Origin of the sequence: Rathayibacter sp. VKM Ac-2754 (genome assembly GCF_009807095.1) — a bacterium.
Classification (GTDB): domain Bacteria; phylum Actinomycetota; class Actinomycetes; order Actinomycetales; family Microbacteriaceae; genus Rathayibacter.
Genome location: NZ_WUCC01000017.1, coordinates 19,532 through 39,463, shown reverse-complemented (window position 1 = coordinate 39,463; position 19,932 = coordinate 19,532). Strand labels below are relative to the sequence as shown.

Below are 19,932 nucleotides of genomic sequence, written 5' to 3'. Positions count from 1 at the left end.
TGCCGGAGCGCTCGCCCGCCCAGGTCCAGTCGGCGACCTCGGGGAGGTCCTCGCCGTGCTCGCGGGTGTAGGCGCGGGCTCGGATGCGGGAGTCCTGCATCTCCTGGCGGAGGCCGGCGGCACGCGCTCCGAGGCCCGGGGTGCGATCGATGACGTCGATGACCAGCGAGTAGCGGTCGAGGTCGTTGAGCATCACCATGTCGAACGGAGTCGTGGTGGTCCCGTTCTCCTTGTAGCCGCGGACGTGCAGGTTCTGGTGGCCGGTCCGCTTGTAGGTCAGGCGGTGGATCAGCCACGGGTACCCGTGGTACGCGAAGACCACGGGGCGGTCGGGGGTGAAGATCGCGTCGAACTCCCGGTCGGAGAGTCCGTGCGGGTGCTCGGACTCGGACATCAGTCGCATCAGGTCGACGACGTTGACCGTGCGGACGGCGAGGTCGGGCAGGTGCTCGCGCAGGATGCTCACGGCGGCGAGGGTCTCGAGGGTCGGGACGTCGCCCGCGCAGGCGAGCACCACATCCGGTGACTCGCCCCGGCGCTCGTTGCTGGCCCACTCGAGGATGCCGAGGCCGCGCGTGCAGTGCGCGACCGCCTCCGCCATGGTGAGCCATGCGGGAGCCGGCTGCTTGCCGGCGACGACGACGTTGACGTAGTCGACGCTGCGGAGGCAGTGGTCGTAGACCGAGAGCAGGGTGTTGGCGTCGAACGGCAGGTAGACGCGCACCACCTCCGGCTTCTTGTTGACGACGTGGTCGATGAAGCCCGGGTCCTGGTGGCTGAAGCCGTTGTGGTCCTGGCGCCAGACGTGGCTCGAGAGCAGGTAGTTGAGGCTCGCGATCGGGCGGCGCCACTCGATGTCGCGAGTGCCGTCGAGCCACTTCGCGTGCTGGTTGAACATCGAGTCGATGATGTGGATGAACGCCTCGTAGCAGGTGAACAGGCCGTGGCGGCCGGTGAGGAGGTAGCCCTCGAGCCAGCCCTGGCACTGGTGCTCCGAGAGGACCTCCATCACGCGGCCGGCGCGGGCGAGGTGGTCGTCGAGCGGGCTGAGCTCGGCGTCCCACTGCTTGTCGGTGGCGGCGTAGACGCTCTGCAGGCGGTTGCTCGCGACCTCGTCGGGGCCGAAGATGCGGAAGTTGGTCGGGTTGGCGCGGATGACGTCCGCGAGCCACTCGCCGAGGACCTTCGTCGCCTCGGCGATGGTGCCGCCCGGCTGCTCGACGATCACCTCGTACTTCCGGAAGTCGGGGAGGCGGAGGGTCTGGCGCAGCAGGCCGCCGTTGGCGTGCGGCGTCGCGCTCATGCGCAGCTCGCCGTCGGGTGCGAGCGAGCGGACCTGCTCGGCGATGCCTCCCTCGGCGGTGAAGAGCTCGTCGGGGCGGTACGAGCGCAGCCAGTCCTCGAGGAGGCGGGTGTGCGCCTCGGTGTCGCGCGCGTTGGCGAGCGGGACCTGGTGGGCGCGGTAGGTGCCCTCGACCTGGACGCCGTCGATCTCGGCGGGGCAGGTCCAGCCCTTGGGGGTCTTCAGGATGATCATCGGCCAGGCCGGGCGGGTGAGATCGCCCTCGGCGGCGCGCTTCTTGATCGCGGCGATGCGGTCGAGGACCGTGTCGAGGACCGCGGCGAAGCGCTCGTGCACGCGCATCGGGTCCTCGCCGTCGAAGCCGCCCTCGACGAGGAACGGCTCGTGGCCGTAGCCGCGCATCAGGCTCTCGAGCTCCTCGTGCGGGATGCGGGCGAGGATCGTCGGGTTCGCGATCTTCCAGCCGTTGAGGTGCAGGATCGGCAGCACGACGCCGTCGGTCGCGGGGTTCACGAACTTGTTCGAGTGCCAGCTCGTGGCGAGCGGCCCGGTCTCGGCCTCGCCGTCGCCGACGACTGCGGCGACGAGCAGATCGGGGTTGTCGAAGGCGGCTCCGTAGGCGTGGCTCAGCGCGTAGCCGAGCTCGCCGCCCTCGTGGATGCTGCCCGGGGTCTCGGGAGCGGCGTGGCTGGGGATGCCGCCGGGGAAGCTGAACTGGCGGAAGAGGCGGCGCAGGCCGTCCTCGGTCTCGTCGATGTGCGAGTAGATCTCGCTGTAGGTGCCGTCGAGGTAGGCGTTGGCGACCATGCCGGGCCCGCCGTGGCCGGGGCCGGTGATGTAGAGGGTCGGCTGGCTGCGCTCGCGGATCGCGCGGTTGAGGTGCGCGTAGATCAGGTTGAGGCCGGGGGTCGTGCCCCAGTGCCCGAGGAGGCGGGGCTTGATGTGCTCCTTCGCCAGCGGCTCGCGGAGCAGCGGATTCGCGAGCAGGTAGATCTGTCCGACCGCCAGGTAGTTCGCGGCACGCCACCAGGCGTCGATCGTCTCGAGGGTGTCGGGGTCGAGCGGAGTGTCGTCGCGGGAGGCCCAGACGTGCTGAGCGGCGGTGGTGAGCGTGGATGCGGCCATGCGGCAACGCTGGCAGCCGGAGGCGTGGGGCGGAAGGGTCTTGCGGGGTCCACGCGGAGAATTCCGCTGCGCACCATCAGCTGAGAAGGGGTGCCCTCCCTCCTCGGGCGAGCGACCCCGCCCTCAGCCGATGTCGCGCGGGGTCAGCCCCGCGGAGTCGCGCGGCGGAGGAGGAGGTATCCGGCCACCGCTGCCAGGGCCGTCGGGATCAGCAGGAGGGCGAACGCCCCGGTCGGACCGATCCCCGTCGCGATGTCGCTGATCGCGCCCCAGCCGTCCGTCAGGGTGACGAGCGCGAACAGGGCGAGCAGGAGCGCGCCGAGGGCGGTGAAGAAGACCGTCATCCCCCGGGACTGCCAGCGGACGTAGACGGAGGCGGTGGCGGAGCCGACGAAGAAGAAGAAGAGGAACAGGACGAAGGTCGCGAAGGCCTGCTCCGCCCACGAGGTCCCGGCGAAGTCGTCCGATCGGAACATGCTGCCACCGAGTCCCCAGCCGCCGGTCGCCGCTTCGAGCGCCGCGAGGAGGGAGTAGAGCACCGTCCATCCCGCGGAGAGGAGGACGAAGGTCAGCGCACTGCCGAGGAAGTAGTCGCGCCTCGTCGAGCCGTAGCCCAGGGCGAGGGCGAACGTGACGTTCGTGGCTTGGATCGCCACGATCAGCATGTAGACGAAGATGAAGAAGGTGCCGCCCGTGATCCTGACTCCGGAGTCGCCGCCGGCCGTCTCGACCCCGATCAGGCGGAGGACGAGCAGCCAGATCACGAGGCTCCCGGCGACGATGGCCGCGAGGATCAGCAGGGGTGAGTAGAGCAGCGTCGCCGGGTTGGCGAAGTGGAGGCGGATGACGGCGAGCAGTCGGTTCGCCTGGGTGGGGCGCCGCCCGGTGGCGGTGGTCGTCGTGGTCATGGTGCTGGTCCTTCCCTTGCAGTGGGCGACGCGCAGGGCGCCGGGATGTCGGTGCCGGTCCTCAGCCGCGCGGAGTCGCGCGTCGGAGGATCAGATGACCGGCGAGGGCGGCGAGCGCGGTCGGGATCAGCGAGAGCGCGTAGCCGCCGACGAAGCCGACGCGGGCGAAGAACGCTCCGAACTCCCCCCAGCTCTCGGTGAGGGTGAGCAGCGTGACCGCGCCGAGCACGAGAGCCCCGAGGACGGTGAAGAAGACGAGCATGCCCCGCTGACGCCAGCGGACGTAGGCGGAGGCGGTGGCCGCGCCGACGAAGAAGAAGAACAGGAATGCGCAGAGCACCGCGAAGACCCGCTCGAGCAGCGAGCCGTCGCCGAAGTAGATGGAGCGGAAGAAGTTGCCGCCGAAGCCCCAGCCGTCGGTCGACTCCTCGAGGCCGCCGAGGACGGCGAAGAGCGCGGTCCAGGCGAACGAGAGTCCGATGAAGGTGACGGCACTGCCGAGGGAGAACTCGCGTCGGGTGGAGCCGTAGCCGAGGGCCAGCCCGAAGCTGATGTTCACGGCCTGGACGGCCACCACCATCATGTAGACGAAGATGAAGAACGTCGCGCCCGAGTACTGCATGCCGAGGGTCGTCTCGTCGATCTCGGCCTGGGTGTCGAGGTTCTGCAGGATCAGCCACCACACCGCGAGGTTGCCGAGGAAGATCACCATCAGGATGACGAACGGCGTGTAGAGGATCGTCGCCGGGTTCGCGAAGTGGAGCCGGACGACGGCGAGGAGTCGGCTGCCGGTGCGGGGCCGAGCGTCGGTGAGGGCGGTCATCTCTCGTCCCTCCCCGTGGTGAGCTGCACGACGAGCTGCTGGAGCGAGACCGGCTCGAGCTCGAGTCCGAAGGCGCGGGCGCTCTCGCGCCCCGCCTGGTCGAGCCGGGGGAGCGTGGCCGTGGCGAGGCCCCCCATCGCGGTGCGGCCGATGACTTCACGGCTGCTGGTGAACGAGTCGACCGCACCGCGGGGCCCGGTGACCGTCGCGGCCGAGCCGCGCAGCTCCTCCGTGTCGCTGTCGATGAGCAGGCGGCCGTCGTCGATGACGAGGACGTGCTCGAGGAGGTTGCTCACCTCGTCGATCAGGTGGGTCGAGAGGATCACCGTGCGCGGGTGCTCGGCGAAGTCGGCGAGCAGGCGGTCGTAGAAGAGCTGCCGTGCGACGGCGTCGAGGCCGAGGTAGGGCTCGTCGAAGAAGGTCAGCGGGGCGCGGGAGGCGAGACCGACGATCACGCCGATCGCCGAGAGCTGGCCGCGGCTCACCTTCTTGACCTTGCGGTCGAGGGGGAGTCGGAACTCCTCGACGAGCTGCTGGGCGAAATCCTCGTCCCAGCCCTCGAAGAACCAGCGGGCGCTCCCCAGGACGTGCTTGACCCGGAAGTCGTCGGGGTACTTCTGGCTCTCCTTGATGAAGCAGGTGCGGGAGAGGACGGCGGCGTTCTCGACGGGCGAGGCGCCGAAGACGCGGATGTCGCCGCTGCTCGCGAACTCCTGGCCCGTGAGCAGGGACATGAGCGTGGTCTTGCCGGCGCCGTTGCGGCCGAGGAGGCCGTGGATCCGGTTCTCGTCGAGCGCGAAGCTGACGTCGGTGACCGCGTGCATGCTGCCGTAGTGCTTGCTGAGGCCGGCGACCTCGATGACCGCGCTCATCGCGATCCCCCTTCGTTGATCATGGCGGCGAGCTGCTCGGTGGTGAGGCCGAGCTTGGCGGCCTCGGCGAGCAGGGGTGCGACGAACTGGTCGCGGAACTGCGTGCGGCGCTTCTCGACCAGCCGGTCGCGGGCGCCCTCGGCGACGAACATGCCGATCCCCCGTCTCTTGTAGAGGACCCCGTCGTCGACGAGCAGGTTCACGCCCTTGCCGGCGGTGGCCGGGTTGATGCGGTGGAACGCTGCGAACTCGTTGGTGGAGGGGACCTGGGTCTCTTCGGGGAGCGCCCCGGCGATGATGTCGTTCTCGATCTGCTCCGCGATCTGCAGGAAGATCGGGCGGGAGTCGTCCATGGGGGCCTCCTTCCCTACGGTGGTGTGTTGGTTGGTTGGTGCAGTAACTAACCAAGCAGGCGGGACCCCCGGTGTCAAGAGCGCGCGGGCGTGGCGGGCCGCGCGGCCGTCGGTACACTGGATCCGGCCAGCCTCTGTAGCTCAATGGAAGAGCGACTCCGTCCTAAGGAGCAGGTTGGGGGTTCGAGTCCCTCCAGGGGCACCAGGGTGTGGTGACGAGGACCGTCGCCGAAGTGGGCGTGTCGGCTTCGGGGTCGGCCAGCGGAGAGCCGGCGGAGATGTCCCCCGCAGTCACGCCTCTCCGCGCAGCCCGAGTGTCGTGAGCGCTGTCACGGCTTCGTCGACGCGCTCCGAGGCGTCGACCGCAGGTCCGTGCTGGGCGGTGACTGCCCCGGTGAGGGTGTCGCCGTGAAGGTGCGGGTGGTGCCAGATGGTCGCGGCGATGCCGTCGAGCACGTGCACGGTGCCTGCGGCGAGCACGATCACCCTCTGCCCGTCGGTGACCGCGTTGCGGCCCTGGATCTCCCACCAGCTCTCGTCCGATGCGGGCGGCGCCGCGAGCAGGCCGGCAGTGATCGCGACGAGCTGCTCGGCGTCGCGGTAGCGGACGCGGTGCACGCCGCCGATCCCGGCTGCGAGGCGGGTGAGGATCGGGATGCCGTTCTCGAGGGCGGGCAGGGCGCTGGTCTCGGGGACCAGGAGGGGGATCGCGTCGGCCAGGTCGAGGAGCTCGAGCTGCGCGGGTCCGACCATGTACGGGTCGCGGTCGAGGATCACGAGAGCGGCGAGCCGCGGGTTCGCGGGCGCCGGCAGGAGGCCGAGCTCGTCGGGCGAGAACGGCCGCTTCGGCATGCCCTCGGCGGTGCGGATCAAGAGCGGCTTCTCGTAGGGGAGGATCCGCCCGTCCGGAGCGATGCCCGTGGTCTCGTCGGTGAGGTACCCGTAGGAGCGGCCCAGGGTCGCCGCGGCCGTCGTCTTCCCGCGGCCGGACGGTCCGACGAAGACCGCGGAGGCGCCGGTGGGATCCGCGAGCGCGCAGGCGTGCAGCATCAGGAGCGTGCCCTGCGCGGCCTCGATCGCCCGCAGGGTCACCTCCGCGATCGCAGCAGAGGCCCGATGGTCGAATGACTCCGTCGAGCTGGGGAGGGTGAAAGAACTGTCGCCCACCGAATCCGGAGGAGTGACCGACGCGCGATCCCAGAGCGCTCTCGTGGCGGCACGGTCCGCAGTGGAGAGACGATGCACATCCATCACGATGGTCCGGTTCAACGCCTGGATCAGCACTGCAGTGTCCTCGCTGCCTCACGCCGGCGCGTGAGCCGTGGAGTCACGGTCAGAACGGCCATCCAGGCATGTGGACGGTCGCGAACGACGTCGGAACCGCGTTTCCCGTCGCGTACACGATCAGATCGGATCCGCGTTCGGTCGTGCGGTTCGTGAAGCAATCGAACGAGACGCTCTGCCCGGGCTGATACACGTCGGAGCCGGTATAGAGTTCGGCGGCGTTGTCGACCTCTCCGCCACGGTTGTAGATCGCGTAGCTGTAGGCGTAGCCGGGACCACCGGCGATCACGGAGCGAAAGATGTTGGTGCTGGAGTACTCGAACACCAGCGTGAGGAGCTGCTGGGGCGTCTTCGACGTGTTCGTGACGGTGAAGACAGCGTGCACGATGCCCGTCCCGAGTACCTCCGGTACGCTCCACGTCCCTGTCAATCCATCGAACGGCTCCGGAGTCACGCTCGCCTGAGCAGCCGGCGCGCCGACCGCTGCGAGGACGAGGGGCGCGGACCAGCCGGCGGCCTGGGCGAGGTGGCGACGGGAGAGGCCGGTCGACTCGGTGGGGGTGTCTTCGAGGTCGGTCATGAGTGTGCTCCAGGGCGTTCGGGTCGGCGAGGGATCGGAGGTGCGACGGCCGCCGTCGGGCGAGGCGGGCCGGCATCCGAGCCGCGCACCACAGGCACGACTCGGTCGACCGGCGTGAGGTGCGCAACGCTCGACGCGCTCAGTGTGACCTACTCGACCCTGATCGGCCGCGGATGGGGATACCCCCCTTTAAGCGCGCACCCAGGTCTGCTCCGGTTCTCGGGCCGCGCCTGAAGTCTCGCTTTCATCGTCTTCGGATCGACGCCGTGCTGCGCGCCTAGCTGATTCAGTCACCAGCCTTGGGTCTTCAGCTCCGCTGCGTGCGCCGGCTGTCGAGCTGTCGGCGCTTGGCCTTCTGCTCGTCGGACAGCCGCACCTGGCGCTGACGGATGGTCTGCACACCGACTGGAGGAGCGGCCGGTTCCGCCTCCTCACCCCTGTTGACTCCTGTCCTGACCGCCACCAGTGCCGATCGCATTGACCTGATGAGAGTTCGCGCGTCCCCCTGGGGAGGTGCACTGCATCGCTCGAGGAGCGAAGAGCGCTGCGCGCTGTCGACCGCGGCGTCTTGCGGCTGCGTCCTCAGGGCGCTTCATGTCGTGGTTCGAGGTTCTTGGCCTCGGCGAGGTGCCTGTAGGTTCCGTTCATGAGACTGACGGCACTGCCTGCTGGGGCGAGCTGGGATCACAGGGGAGTACGGGCCGGTTTCGAGATCGCCTTCTTCGAGGTGGTGAGTGCCGGACATCGTGTGATCGGTCACACGACCGCGCACGAGTCCTCTGCACTGTGGTCGGTCGGCTACGACGTGACGGTGGATCGTTCGTGGAGGACTGTCGCGGTGCAGGTGGTCAACCTGTCGGTCGACGGGAGGGGCGAACTGATTCTGACGCGCGACTCCACGGGTCGGTGGGCCGCGAACGGTGAGGTGCGACCCGACCTCGATGGATGCCTGGATGTCGATCTCGAGTCGTCCGCGGTGACGAACACGCTTCCCCTCCATCGTCTCGATCTCGTCGAGGGAGTCGGTGTGGACGTGCCGGCGGCGTTCGTCCGAGCTGACGACCTCCGTGTCGAACGTCTCGAACAGCGTTACACCTTGACCGAGGCCGGCTCGGGGCACTTGCTGTTCCACTACGAATCGTCGACGTTCGACTTCGCGTGCGACCTGAGGTACGACGGCTCGGGGCTCGTCATCGAGTATCCCGGGATCGCGAACAGAGCGACCTAGGCACGAGGCGCTGGAGGGAGCGGTCGTCCACGAGACGTCCGTGCCGCCGGCTCGCGCCGCGACTGGTCGTGTCCGTCGAGCGCGGGCTCAGGTCCACTCCGATCCTCGAGTCCGCGGTGGGAGCCTCCCAAAATGTAGCAAGTGATCTATTTCTGCGTTAGCGTCGTCTCGTCTCGAAGACACGACGCGTGCGAAGGAGCATCACGATGACATCGGCCACCCGGACGACGGACCACTCGACGACGACCGCAGGGCGGTCCGGACTCGGCAGGCTCGGTCCGCTCCTCTTCCTCGCCCATGCCGGGTGGATGCTCCCCTTCAGTGCGGTGAACGCGCTGATCCCGGCGCTGATGACGGAGATCGACCCCGATCGCAAGATCGCCCTCTTCGCGACGCTCGCCGCGGCCGGCTCGGTCGCGAGCATGCTGGCGACCGTCGTCTTCGGCACCCTCTCGGACCGCACCCGGTCGCGCTTCGGCCGACGGAACCCCTGGATCGTCAGCGGCGGCGTCCTCCTCGGAGCGGCCTCGACGGCGATGTCGTTCACCAGCGACTTCGGACTGCTCGTGGTGCTGTGGGTGGTGATCCAGATCGGTCTCGCGGTCGTGCTCGCTCCGCTCTTCGCCGTTCTCCCGGAGCGGGTCGGTGTGCAGGATCTCGGCAAGGCGTCGACGCTGATCGGCCTCGGGCAGCTGCTGGCTCAGAGCCTGGGCGCGATCGTCGGCGGCGCCTACATCACGATGCCGCGCGACGGCCTGCGGTGGCTGCCCTGGCTCATCGCCGTGGCCATGGTCGTCTTCGTCGCCTTCTCGAGAGAGCCCGACAACCGGAGCGAGCCGCGCGAGGCGTTCTCGGTCGGACTGCTCCTGCGCAGCTTCGTTCCGCCGAAGGACCGCGACTTCCTCCTCGCCCTCGTCGGGCGCTTCCTCCTGCTGCTCTCGTTCATGATGGTGCTGCTCTACCAGCTGTTCGTCCTCACCGACTACATCGGGATCGACCTCGCCGCGGCCGGAGGGGTCATCGCGATCGGCGGCATCGTGATGGCCGTCTCGTCCGGGATCGCGACGCTCGTGTCGGGGCCGCTCTCGGACCGGATCAAGCGCCGCAAGCCCATCGTGATCGCGGCCTCCCTCGTGTTCGCCGTCGCCGAGCTGCCGCTCGTCTTCGTCGCCGACGTCTGGGCGTTCTACGCGTTCCTCGCCGTGGGCGGGTTCGCCTACGGGATGTACATCGCCGTCGACCAGGCCCTGCTCGCCGAGGTGCTGCCCAGCGCCGAGAACCGCGGCAAGGACATGGGCATCCTGAACATCGCCAACACGGGACCGCAGATCATCGCTCCGATCGTCGCGGGCGTGATCGTGTCCAGTGCCGGATTCCAGCCGGTCTTCATCATCGCCGTGATCCTCGCGGTGCTCGCCGGGCTCGCGCTGATCCCCATCCGCCGGGTGCGGTGACGCCGTCGACGGGCACGGTCGCGGCGGCTGCGCCTGCTCCGCGGGACGGCGGCAGGGGTCCCTATGCGAAGAGCGAGCGGCGGCGTCGGCAGATCCTCGAAGCGGCGATCGTCGAGTTCGGGGACCACGGGTACGCCGGCGGTTCCGTCGCGCGGATCGCGAGCGCACTCTCGCTCAGCGTCGCGGGAGTCATGCATCATTTCGGCGGCAAGGAGAGCCTGCTGCACGCGGTTCTCGCGCACGTCGAGAGCGAGGTTCCCGACCGGTTCGAGCACGACCTCGAGGCCCACGGCTTCGCCGTGGCGGTGCTCCGTCTCGCCGAGTGCGCGGCCGGCCGGCGCGAGGTGCTGAAGCTGATCGCAGTACTCGGCGTCGAGGCGGCCGTTCCCGTGCACGCGGCCCATCAGTGGCTCAGCGTCCGGGAAGCGGCGACCCGGCAGCGTCTGGCGGCGGGCATCCGTCGGGATCAGGAGCGCGGCCGGATCGACCCCTCCTGCCCTGCGGATCTCGCTGCGGCGAGTGTCCTCGCTGCCTGGGGCGGGGTGCGCCTGCTGTGCCTTCTCGACCCCCAGGCCGATGCTCTCGCCGTCTTCGGCCACTGCGTGACAGCTCTCGTGCCCTCGGCCTGACCGTCTGCACCGGGGCTGCGGCGAGGGGACGACCGAGACCGAACCGAAATGTATCAGGTGTTCGCTTTTTGGCTCCGGGTGCATTAGTGTCCTGATCACCGCCGCCCCACCGCCACCGCGAGGGCGACGGCTCTACCGAGAATGACCCGATGACGTCGTGATTCCTCTGACGTCGACGGCGCTCTCCCTCCGTTCGACGAGAAGGCATCCCTCCATGACGTTCACTCCGCTCCCGACTCGCCGGCGCTCCGACTCGGACGACGCCGCGATCCCGGCCGGCCTGCCCCATCTCGAGCGGGTCGGCGAGGCCGTGCGCCTGGTCGTCGACGGCGCCCCGTACCTGGCCATCGGCGGCGAGCTGCACAACTCGACCGCGTCCGACCCGGTGTACCTCGACCGGGCCTGCCGACGCCTGCGGGAGTCCGGAGTGACCACGATCGTCGCGACGGCGACCTGGGAGGAGGTCGAGCCGCGCGAGGGCGAGTTCGACTTCTCCTCGGTGTCGGCGACGCTCGCTGTCGCTCGGGAGCACGGGCTGAGGATCGTCCTGATCTGGTTCGGCGCGTTCAAGAACGCGCGGTCGACCTACGCGCCGACCTGGGTGCGGGCCGACGTCGAGCGCTTCCCCCGGGCCCGCACGGCGCCCTCGGAGATGGCCGTTCCCTTCGGCTACGCCGGCTCGATGCCCAAGCCCGAGCTGTCGGTCTTCTCGCCGGAGCTGTGCAGCGCCGACGCCGCCGCCTACGCCGCGCTGATGGAGCACCTGCGCCTGAACGACTCGGATCACACGGTGGTCATGGTGCAGGTCGAGAACGAGGTCGGGCTCCTCGGCGGCGGCCGGGACCGCAGCGCGATCGCCCGAGCGGCCTGGGAGGCGGACGTGCCGGCTGCGGTCGTCGACACCCTGCTCGCCCATCCCGAGTTCGCAGGCAGCCGGCTCGCCGCGCGGGTCGCGCAGCGCACCGGTTCATGGGCGGAGGTGTTCGGCGAGGACAACTCCTCGGACGAGCTCTTCATGAGCTGGGGCTTCTCGACCTACATCGAGGAGCTCGCCGCTGCCGGCAAGGCGATCCTGCCGCTCCCGACGCTCGTGAACGCCTGGCTCGGCCCGCAGCCCGGCCAGTCGCTCGCGGGGCAGTACCCCAGTGGGGGGCCGACCTCCGTGATGATCCCCGTCTGGGAGGCTCTCGCTACGTCGATCGACATCGTCTCGCCGGACATCTACGTGCAGGACTCGGAGCCGGTGATGCGGGAGTACTCCCGCGACGGGCGTGCGCTGTTCATCCCGGAGGCGCGTTTCCGGGCCGCAGATCTCTTCCTGACCCTCGCCCGCTACAACGGGCTCGGCTACTGCGCGTTCGGCGTCGAGGACGGCCGCCCGCGCAACCAGTACTTCACGGCATCGACGCTCCTCGTCAGCCAGACCGACGCGATCGTCGAGGCGCAGGCGACCGGCCGCATCCGCGCGGTCCTCATCGAGGGCGCGGAAGCGCAGGTGCTGAGCTTCGGCGACTACACCGTCACGGTGCACGACACCGGTGAGCTCTTCTCCCGGGTGCTGCTGGACGCGGGAGTCGCCCGACCGGCGATCCGGCCCGAGCTCGAGCTCGAGAGCACCAGCGGACCCTTCGGCCCCGACCCCGCCGACGACCGCGCGTTCGGAGCGATCCTGCAGATCGCCGACGACGAGTTCCTCCTCCTCGGGACCGGCTTCACCGTCGACTTCGCCCATGCCGTGGACGTCGTCGAGATCGACCGCGTGCGCGAACTCCGCCAGGAGGACGGCGAGTGGGTCGACGGGCGCATCCTCAACGGTGACGAGCACATGCGCCTCGTGCCGATGGGCGCCCTCGGCGGCTCCCGCGTCCGTCTCCTCCGCCACCGGGCCGTGTAGCCCCGCTCCCGACAGCGTCCGTCCCTCGACCGGGACGACGATCCACCCCGTCCACCGAGGTCCGGTCACCCCCTCCGGACTCCGAGCGACGTTCGCCGTGCCCGCACGAGGGCTGGACACGGTCCCACCGACGCCCCTCACCCCCACCTCGCACCAAGGAGTACATCAATGACGATCCGTACACGCTCGATCCGACTCGGAGTGATCGCCGCCGTCGCCGCGCTCGCCCTCACCGGATGCGCGCCCGGTGGAGGCGGCGGCAGCGCCGCCCCCACCGACCTCACCCTCGCCACCTCCTTCGACTTCCAGTCGTTCGACCCGGGCGAGCTGACCACCGGCGGCGAGGCTCCGCAGTACTGGATGCCCGTCTACGACACGCTCCTGACCTCGGAGCCGGACGGCACGCTGAGCCCCGGGCTCGCGACCAGCTGGACCTACGACGAGACCAACACCGAGCTGACGCTCGAGCTGCGCGACGACGTCACCTTCACCGACGGATCGGCGTTCGACGCCGAGGCGGTCAAGGCCAACATCGAGCACGCCGCCGCAGGATCCGGCGCCGACAAGTGGCGATCGGCGTCCATCTCCGAGGTCGAGGTGGTCAGCCCCACCGAGGTCGTGTTCACGCTCGCCCAGCCGGACCCCTTCCTCCTGACGAACCTCGCCTTCAGCGCCGGAGCGATCGGTGCACCCGACGCGCTCGAGAACGCCGACATCGCACTGAATCCCGTCGGCTCCGGCCCCTACACGCTCGACACCGCAGCCACCACGGTGGGCTCCAGCTTCGTCTACGCGAAGAACCCCGACTACTGGGACGCCGAGGCCTGGCCCTACGAGAGGATCACCCTCACCGTCATCGCCGACGTGACTGCCCGCGTGAACGCGGTGAAGTCCGGCCAGGCGGACGGCGCCTGGATCGACCAGGCCACCTCCACCGGCTTCGACGACGCGCGGTTCGCCCTCTACTCGGATCCGGTCGACTGGGTCGGCATCAACATCGCCGACCGCGACGGCACCACCCAGCCGGCCCTCGCCGACGTCCGGGTCCGCCAGGCGATCGCGATGGCGTTCGACCGCCAGGCGATCCTCGACAGCATCGACGGGGGAGCGGGCACCGTCACCGAGCAGATGTGGTCGGAGGGCACCGCCGCGTACGACCCGGCGATCGAGGGGACCTACCCCTACGATCCCGATCGCGCGAAGGAGCTGCTCGCGGAGGCCGGCTACCCCGACGGCTTCGCGGTCGAGATGGCGGACTTCAGCTTCCGCGCGAAGTACCAGCCGATCGTGCAGAAGTACCTCGCGGCCATCGGGATCACCGTGACCTACGTGCCGATCAACCCGGCGAACCTCTTCCAGGAGTTCGCGAACCCGCGGTTCACCCTCCAGATCGCGAGCGTCGGCGGAGGAGCCGACTCGTGGGACAACCTCACCACGGTCCTGCCCGACGGCTTCTTCAACCCGTTCCACACGAGCACTCCGGAGCTCGAGAGCATCGTCGAGCAGATCCGCAGCACGAGCGACGCGGAGCAGGTGAGCGCCTACCAGGCGGCCAACCGCTACGTCACCGACAACGCCTGGGTCGCCCCCTGGTACAAGGTCGACAGCTTCTACGTCACCTCGAAGGACACCACCACCGAGCGCCTGTTCGGCTCGGTCGCGCCGCTGATCGGCAGCTTCGCCCCCGCATCCTGACCGCTCGTCGCCCGGGGCCGGTTCGCCGGCCCCGGGCGCGCGAACCGAATCGAGTCACACCATGGTCGCTTTCCTCGCGCGCCGGCTGATCGCAGCGATCCTCCTCATCCTGTCGGTCTCCGTCGTGACCTTCTTCCTCGTCTACTCCAGCGGAGCGGACATCGCCCGCAACATCCTCGGCCAGACCGCAACCGAGGAGTCCGTCCGCCAGCGCACCGAGGAGCTCGGGCTGAACCTGCCCCTCTGGCAGCAGTACGCCGACTGGCTCGGCGGCGCCCTCACGGGCGACCTCGGCAGCTCCTTCTACAACAACCAGCCGGTCACCGACGCCCTCGCCAACCGCGTCCCCGTCACCCTGTCGGTCGTGATCGGAGCGGTCCTCGTCGTCGCCCTCTTCTCTGCACTGCTCGGAGTGCTCGCGGCCGTCCGCCGCGGCTGGATCGACCGCGCCGTCCAGGTCTTCAACGTGATCGCCAACGCCATCCCGAACTTCTGGCTCGCCCTCGTCCTCGTGATCGCCTTCGCGATCACCGTCCCCCTCTTCCCCGCCACCGGTTACACCCGCTTCGAGGACGACCCGGGCCTGTGGCTGCTCGGGCTCATCCTCCCGATCGTCTCGCTCGCCTTCGGTGGACTCTCGGTCGCCTCGATCGTCCGCAGCTCGATGATCGACGTCCTGCGGCAGGACTACATCCGCACCCTGCAGTCCCGCGGTCTGTCGCGTCGCGAGATCCTCTACGTCCACGCGCTGCGGAACGCGGCCGCCCCCTGGCTGACGCTGCTCGGGCTGCAGTTCATCGGCCTCATCGGCGGAGCGGTCGTGATCGAGAAGGTCTTCGCCCTCCCCGGGCTCGGGAGCCTGACGGTCTCGGCCGCCCTCCAGGGAGACGTCCCGATCATCATGGGCGTCGTCCTCGTCGTGGTGGTCCTCGTCGTCCTGATCTACCTGCTCATCGACCTGGCCAACGCCTGGCTCAACCCGAAGGTGCGTGCACGATGACCACCGTGATCGACCCGCAAGCCGCCCTCGACGGCAGGCCCCCCGCGCGGCGGGGTGCCCTGCTCCGCTTCGTCCGGAACCCGCTGGGTGTGATCTCCGCCGTCATCCTCCTGGTGATCGTGCTCGGCGCCCTTCTCGCCCCGTGGATCACCCCGAACGATCCTGCCTTCGCCGACCTCGACCAGGTGAACTCCGCACCGAACGCCGGCTACCTCCTCGGTGGCGACGGCTCCGGCCGCGACATCCTGAGCCGACTGCTCGCCGGCGCGAGGCTCACGCTGCTCGCAGGCCTGATCGTGGCCGTCGTCGCCCTCGTCCTCGGCCTGTCGGGCGGACTGCTCGCGGGCTACGTCGGACGCTGGGTCGACTCGTCGCTGAACTTCGTCACCGACGTGATCATGGCTCTCCCCGCGATGATCCTGCTCGTCGCCCTCTTCGCGGTCTTCGGGCCCAACGTGAGCATCGCCATGGCGGCGTTCGGCATCCTCGTGTCCCCCTTCATCTACCGGCTCGTGCGCACCGTCGTCCGGGGGGTGCGCAACGAGCTGTACGTCGACGCCGCCCGCGTCTCGGGGCTCAGCGACACCCGGATCGTGACCCGGCACGTGCTCGCCGCTGTCCGCGCCCCGCTGATCATCGTCGGAGCCAGCACCGTCGGAGCGGGCATCGCCATCCAGGCGGGCCTGGAGTTCCTCGGCCTCGGAGACCCGTCGTCGCCGACCTGGGGCGGGATGCTCAACGACGCCTTCCTCAACATCTACAGCGCGCCGCTCAACGTCGTCTGGCCGGGCCTCGCGATCGGCCTGACCATCGGCTCGCTCAGCCTCCTGGCCAACGCCCTCCGCGACGCCCTCGAGGACACCGCCCCCGTCAGGACGAGGACCGAGGAGAAGCGCCTCGCCACCCAGGCGATCCGCACCTCCCGCGTGCCCGACTCCTCCGCGCCGACCGTGCCCGATCGGGACCTCCTCGTCTCGGTCAGCGGTCTGCGGATCGGCTATCCCGACGGACGCGGTGGGGAGAAGATCGTCGTCAGCGACGTCGACCTGAGCATCGCGCGCGGCGAGATCGTCGGCCTCGTCGGCGAGTCGGGATCGGGCAAGTCGCAGACCGCCTTCGCGATCCTCGGCCTCCTGCCGCCCACGGCCCGCATCCTCGACGGCTCCGTCCAGGTCGCAGGACGCGAGATGACGACGATCGCCGATCGCGACCTGCTCGCCCTGCGCGGAACGACGATCGCGTACGTTCCGCAGGAGCCGATGTCGAACCTCGACCCCTCCTTCACCGTCGGCCACCAGCTCGTCACCCCGATGCGCCGCCGACTCGGACTGAGCCGCGCCGACGCCACCTCCCGCGCGCTCGACCTGCTCGACCGCGTCGGCATCGCCGATCCGAAGCGCACCTTCGGCTCCTACGCGCACCAGATCTCCGGAGGCATGGCGCAGCGCGTCCTGATCGCCGGAGCGATCTCGTGCGATCCCGAGCTCATCGTCGCCGATGAGCCGACCACCGCACTCGACGTCACCGTCCAGGCGGAGGTCCTCGACCTCCTCCGCGACCTCCAGAAGGAGAGAGGAATGGGCATGCTCCTCGTCACCCACAACTTCGGCGTCGTCGCCGACATCTGCGACCGCGTCTCCGTGATGCAGCAGGGTCAGATCGTCGAGACCGGTCAGGTGGACGAGCTGTTCGCCCGGCCGCGGCACCCGTACAGCCGAACCCTCCTCGGCTCGACCCTCGAGAGCCGTCCGCCCCGCGTCGAGCGGGACGGCGGGGTGGCCCGATGACCGCCGTGATCTCGACCGACAGGCTGTCGGTCAGCTACCCCGGTCGGACGGCGCTCGCGAAGCCCGTGCCGGTGCTCACCGACATCTCGATCGACATCCCGCCCGGGCAGACCCTCGGTCTGGTCGGGGAGTCGGGGTCGGGGAAGACGACGCTCGGTCGGGCGATCCTCGGCCTCGCGCCGGTCACGAGCGGCAGCATCGCGTTCGAGGGGCGGGACATCTCGCACCTCGGACGGCGCGAGCGTCGAGCGCTGGCGGCCGACATCCAGGTCGTGTTCCAGGATCCGTACACGTCCCTCAACCCGAGCATGACGATCGAGCAGATCCTCGCCGAGCCGCTCTGGGCGTCGGGGACGGGCAAGGCCGAGGCGCGGCGGAAGGTCCGCTCGCTGCTCTCCGACGTCGGACTGCCCGCCGACTCCGCCGATCGGCTGCCTCGCGAGTTCAGCGGAGGACAGCGGCAGCGCATCGCCATCGCCCGGGCGCTCGCGCTGCAGCCCAGGCTGATCGTCTGCGACGAGCCCGTCTCGGCGCTCGACCTCACCACGCAGGCGCGCGTGCTCGACCTGTTCATCGAGATCCAGGAGCGCACCGGTGTCTCCTACCTGTTCGTGACCCACGACCTCGCCGTCGTGCGCTACGTCGCGCACCGCGTCGCCGTGATGTTCCGCGGCGAGATCGTCGAGCAGGGCGACGCCGCCGCCGTCACAGAGTCGCCGCAGCATCCCTACACGCAGCAGCTCCTCCTCGCCGCGCCGATCCCGGATCCGTCGGCGCAGCGGGAGAGGCGGGCGGAGCGGTACAGGGTCGCGGCGACGCCGTCGTGACGGGAGGAGGGGCGCGCGCCGTGCTGAACGCTCGCACGAGCGCGCCCCGCTCCGGCGTCCGGCGGGATCGGCCGGCCCCGGGCCTCCCGGACGGATAGGTTGGCGTGATGGAGCAGACCGAGCCCGCCCGCACGCGCGGCCCGTACGCGAAGACCGCTCAGCGCCGACGGGAGATCATCGACGCGGCGACCACCGTCTTCGCCGCTCGCGGCTACCACGGCGGCTCGCTCCGCGACATCGCCCGCCAGCTCGACCTGAGCCTCACGAGCGTCGTCCACCACTTCGGATCGAAGTACATCCTCCTCGAGGCCGTCCTCGAGCGGGCGAACGAGACGGGTCTCGCCTCGTTCGAGAGCGACTGCCGCGAGCACGGGCTCGTGATCGCCTCGATGCGACTCGTGCGCTTCAATCTGCAGCGCCCCGAACTGCTGCGGATCCTCGCGATGCTCGCCGCCGAGGCGTCCTCGGCCGACCATCCCGCGCACCAGTGGTTCGTCGACCGCTACAGCGCGACGATCGCCGCCTGGGTGGAGGCGCTGCGCTTCGATCAGGAGCAGGGGCGCGTCGATCCTTCTCGCGATGTCGAGGTGCTGGCCGAGATCCTCGTGGGGATGTGGGACGGGCTGCAGCTCCAGTGGCTCATCGACCCCTCGCGGGACATGGAGCGTGCGATGGCGAGCTTCTTCGCCGCGATGCTCCCGGAGGCGCCGTCGGAGGATCCCGCCTGAGCACCCGGCCGAGGGTCGCCGAACCGAGCGACCCGGCGGACGGGGCTCCCGGTGTGCTGCCGTTCACGACCCTCCTGTCGGTGACGGGGGCACCGCTTCGAGCGGCATGATCTCCTGACTCCGAGGGCTGCTCTCGGCGCAGAGTTAAGCTAACTTAACTTCATGAGCGACGTGCGTGCGGATCCGGCATCCGAGCCCGTGGGTGCTGGGCCGGCGCCCGGTGCCCGCCGACCCGAGAGGCGGCTGCTGTTCCTGTTCGGACCCGCGTTCGTCGCAGCCATCGCCTACGTCGATCCGGGGAACGTCGCTGCGAACCTGACCGCCGGAGCGGAGTACGGCTACCTGCTCGTCTGGGTCCTCGTCGTCGCGAACGTGATGGCGGTCCTGATCCAGTACCTCTCCGCCAAGCTGGGGCTCGTCACCGGGAGGAGCCTCCCGGAGCTGCTCGGCGACCGGCTGCCGCGGACGCGCCGACGACTGTTCTGGGTGCAGGCGGAGCTGGTCGCGGCGGCGACCGATCTCGCGGAGGTGATCGGTGGCGCCATCGCCCTGCAGATCCTGTTCGACGTCCCGCTCCTGCTCGGCGGGCTCATCGTCGGCGCGATCTCGACCGCGATGCTCACCGTGCAGTCCCGGCGGGGGCAGCGGCCCTTCGAGTTCGTGATCATCGGACTCCTCGCCGTGATCGCCGTCGGATTCGTCGCCGGCCTCCTGGTCAGCCCCGTGTCGGCGAGCGACGTGGTCGCCGGCCTCGTGCCACGGTTCCAGGGAGCCGAGACGGTCCTGCTGGCCGCGAGCATGCTCGGCGCCACGGTGATGCCCCACGCGATCTACCTCCACTCCGGCCTCGCCAGGGACCGCCACGGAGCGAGCACGCACCCCGCCAGGATCGCCCGGCTGCTCAGGGCGACGCGCTGGGACGTCGGCATCGCGCTCGTGATCGCCGGGACGGTGAACATCGCCATGCTCCTCCTCGCCGCAGCGAGCCTGCGCGGGGTCGAGGGGACCGACACCATCCAGGGCGCCCACAGCGCCATCGTCGCGGCGCTCGGACCGATCGTCGGCATCCTCTTCGCGATCGGCCTGCTCGCGTCCGGCCTGGCCTCGACGGCGGTCGGCTGCTACGCCGGCTCGGCCATCATGGGCGGCCTCCTCCACCTGCGGATCCCCCTGCTGGTGCGCCGGGTCGTCACCCTGATCCCGGCGCTGATCGTGCTCGGGGTCGGGTTCGACCCCACTCGAGCGCTGGTTCTGAGCCAGGTCGTCCTGAGCTTCGGGATCCCGTTCGCTCTGATCCCGCTGGTCGCCTACACGCAGGACAGGGCGCTGATGGGGAGCTTCGCCAATCGTCCCGCCGTCCGGGTCTCGGCGTGGGCGGTCACCGGTCTGATCGTGCTGCTGAACGTCGCACTGATCGTCCTCACCGTGACCGGCTGACTCCG

17 protein-coding genes and 1 tRNA gene are annotated in these 19,932 nt (G+C 69.8%); 11 read left to right on the top strand and 7 right to left on the bottom strand.

The genetic code is table 11. The features are described 5' to 3' along the window. The 5 genes from GRS92_RS18285 to GRS92_RS18265 all read right to left on the bottom strand — a co-directional run. Positions 1–2,428, bottom strand: a 2,428-nt coding sequence (locus GRS92_RS18285) for a phosphoketolase family protein (RefSeq protein WP_159859635.1), incomplete at its 3' end; no start/stop codon positions are given. Between the two features lie 143 nt (positions 2,429–2,571). Beyond that, on the bottom strand, positions 2,572–3,336 hold the full coding sequence (locus GRS92_RS18280) for an ABC transporter permease (RefSeq protein ID WP_159859632.1): 765 nt from the start codon (positions 3,334–3,336) through the stop codon (positions 2,572–2,574). 61 nt (positions 3,337–3,397) lie between these two features. Continuing rightward, a complete protein-coding gene (locus GRS92_RS18275; protein WP_159859629.1) occupies positions 3,398–4,159 on the bottom strand; it encodes an ABC transporter permease in 762 nt (253 codons plus the stop codon). Beyond that, entirely contained in the window at positions 4,156–5,031 is an 876-nt protein-coding gene (locus GRS92_RS18270; protein ID WP_159859626.1) for an ABC transporter ATP-binding protein, read from the bottom strand. The genes GRS92_RS18275 and GRS92_RS18270 overlap by 4 nt, the downstream gene beginning before the upstream one ends. After that, complete coding sequence (locus tag GRS92_RS18265; RefSeq protein WP_056036893.1) at positions 5,028–5,384, bottom strand: GntR family transcriptional regulator; 357 nt, start codon at positions 5,382–5,384, stop codon at positions 5,028–5,030. The genes GRS92_RS18270 and GRS92_RS18265 overlap by 4 nt, the downstream gene beginning before the upstream one ends. Positions 5,385–5,514: 130 nt before the next feature. On the opposite strand from GRS92_RS18265, the gene GRS92_RS18260 reads away from it, so the two are divergent. Further along, a tRNA-Arg gene (locus GRS92_RS18260) sits at positions 5,515–5,589 on the top strand. 86 nt (positions 5,590–5,675) lie between these two features. Here the strand turns inward: GRS92_RS18260 and GRS92_RS18255 are convergent. Beyond that, on the bottom strand, positions 5,676–6,476 hold the full coding sequence (locus tag GRS92_RS18255) for a hypothetical protein (RefSeq protein WP_159859623.1): 801 nt from the start codon (positions 6,474–6,476) through the stop codon (positions 5,676–5,678). Between the two features lie 241 nt (positions 6,477–6,717). Then, on the bottom strand, positions 6,718–7,248 hold the full coding sequence (locus GRS92_RS18250) for a hypothetical protein (RefSeq protein WP_159859620.1): 531 nt from the start codon (positions 7,246–7,248) through the stop codon (positions 6,718–6,720). 646 nt (positions 7,249–7,894) lie between these two features. Between GRS92_RS18250 and GRS92_RS18245 the strand changes: the two genes are divergently transcribed. The 10 genes from GRS92_RS18245 to GRS92_RS18200 all read left to right on the top strand — a co-directional run bounded on the left by GRS92_RS18245 (position 7,895) and on the right by GRS92_RS18200 (position 19,927). Next, positions 7,895–8,476, top strand: a complete 582-nt coding sequence (locus GRS92_RS18245) for a putative glycolipid-binding domain-containing protein (RefSeq protein ID WP_159859617.1) — start codon at positions 7,895–7,897, stop codon at positions 8,474–8,476. A gap of 206 nt (positions 8,477–8,682) precedes the next feature. Beyond that, a complete protein-coding gene (locus tag GRS92_RS18240) occupies positions 8,683–9,930 on the top strand; it encodes an MFS transporter (protein ID WP_159859614.1) in 1,248 nt (415 codons plus the stop codon). Then, positions 9,927–10,559: a TetR/AcrR family transcriptional regulator gene (locus GRS92_RS18235; RefSeq protein WP_159859611.1), complete on the top strand. Its 633-nt coding sequence runs from the start codon at positions 9,927–9,929 to the stop codon at positions 10,557–10,559. Before GRS92_RS18240 ends, GRS92_RS18235 begins: the two co-directional genes overlap by 4 nt. Positions 10,560–10,773: 214 nt before the next feature. Next, entirely contained in the window at positions 10,774–12,453 is a 1,680-nt protein-coding gene (locus GRS92_RS18230) for a DUF5597 domain-containing protein (protein ID WP_159859608.1), read from the top strand. A gap of 168 nt (positions 12,454–12,621) precedes the next feature. Continuing rightward, complete coding sequence (locus tag GRS92_RS18225) at positions 12,622–14,148, top strand: ABC transporter substrate-binding protein (RefSeq protein WP_159859603.1); 1,527 nt, start codon at positions 12,622–12,624, stop codon at positions 14,146–14,148. A 61-nt stretch (positions 14,149–14,209) separates the two neighbouring features. Further along, positions 14,210–15,148, top strand: coding sequence for an ABC transporter permease (locus tag GRS92_RS18220; protein WP_159859600.1), 939 nt, complete (start codon positions 14,210–14,212; stop codon positions 15,146–15,148). After that, positions 15,145–16,935, top strand: a complete 1,791-nt coding sequence (locus GRS92_RS18215; protein ID WP_159859598.1) for a dipeptide/oligopeptide/nickel ABC transporter permease/ATP-binding protein — start codon at positions 15,145–15,147, stop codon at positions 16,933–16,935. Before GRS92_RS18220 ends, GRS92_RS18215 begins: the two co-directional genes overlap by 4 nt. Then, positions 16,932–17,762: an ATP-binding cassette domain-containing protein gene (locus GRS92_RS18210; protein WP_159859595.1), complete on the top strand. Its 831-nt coding sequence runs from the start codon at positions 16,932–16,934 to the stop codon at positions 17,760–17,762. The genes GRS92_RS18215 and GRS92_RS18210 overlap by 4 nt, the downstream gene beginning before the upstream one ends. 107 nt (positions 17,763–17,869) lie before the next feature. Continuing rightward, positions 17,870–18,490, top strand: a complete 621-nt coding sequence (locus tag GRS92_RS18205; protein WP_159859592.1) for a TetR/AcrR family transcriptional regulator — start codon at positions 17,870–17,872, stop codon at positions 18,488–18,490. A gap of 162 nt (positions 18,491–18,652) precedes the next feature. Continuing rightward, positions 18,653–19,927 carry an Nramp family divalent metal transporter gene (locus GRS92_RS18200; RefSeq protein ID WP_159859589.1) on the top strand — a complete coding sequence of 425 codons (1,275 nt, stop codon included), beginning with the start codon at positions 18,653–18,655 and terminating at the stop codon, positions 19,925–19,927. Positions 19,928–19,932 lie beyond the last annotated feature (5 nt).

Coding starts and splice junctions, on each gene's coding strand:
- GRS92_RS18280 (WP_159859632.1), bottom strand. CDS start 3,336: ATGACCACGACGACCACCGCCACCGGGCGGCGCCCCACCCAGGCGAAC.
- GRS92_RS18275 (WP_159859629.1), bottom strand. CDS start 4,159: ATGACCGCCCTCACCGACGCTCGGCCCCGCACCGGCAGCCGACTCCTC.
- GRS92_RS18270 (WP_159859626.1), bottom strand. CDS start 5,031: ATGAGCGCGGTCATCGAGGTCGCCGGCCTCAGCAAGCACTACGGCAGC.
- GRS92_RS18265 (WP_056036893.1), bottom strand. CDS start 5,384: ATGGACGACTCCCGCCCGATCTTCCTGCAGATCGCGGAGCAGATCGAG.
- GRS92_RS18250 (WP_159859620.1), bottom strand. CDS start 7,248: ATGACCGACCTCGAAGACACCCCCACCGAGTCGACCGGCCTCTCCCGT.
- GRS92_RS18245 (WP_159859617.1), top strand. CDS start 7,895: ATGAGACTGACGGCACTGCCTGCTGGGGCGAGCTGGGATCACAGGGGA.
- GRS92_RS18240 (WP_159859614.1), top strand. CDS start 8,683: ATGACATCGGCCACCCGGACGACGGACCACTCGACGACGACCGCAGGG.
- GRS92_RS18230 (WP_159859608.1), top strand. CDS start 10,774: ATGACGTTCACTCCGCTCCCGACTCGCCGGCGCTCCGACTCGGACGAC.
- GRS92_RS18225 (WP_159859603.1), top strand. CDS start 12,622: ATGACGATCCGTACACGCTCGATCCGACTCGGAGTGATCGCCGCCGTC.
- GRS92_RS18220 (WP_159859600.1), top strand. CDS start 14,210: ATGGTCGCTTTCCTCGCGCGCCGGCTGATCGCAGCGATCCTCCTCATC.
- GRS92_RS18215 (WP_159859598.1), top strand. CDS start 15,145: ATGACCACCGTGATCGACCCGCAAGCCGCCCTCGACGGCAGGCCCCCC.
- GRS92_RS18210 (WP_159859595.1), top strand. CDS start 16,932: ATGACCGCCGTGATCTCGACCGACAGGCTGTCGGTCAGCTACCCCGGT.
- GRS92_RS18205 (WP_159859592.1), top strand. CDS start 17,870: ATGGAGCAGACCGAGCCCGCCCGCACGCGCGGCCCGTACGCGAAGACC.
- GRS92_RS18200 (WP_159859589.1), top strand. CDS start 18,653: ATGAGCGACGTGCGTGCGGATCCGGCATCCGAGCCCGTGGGTGCTGGG.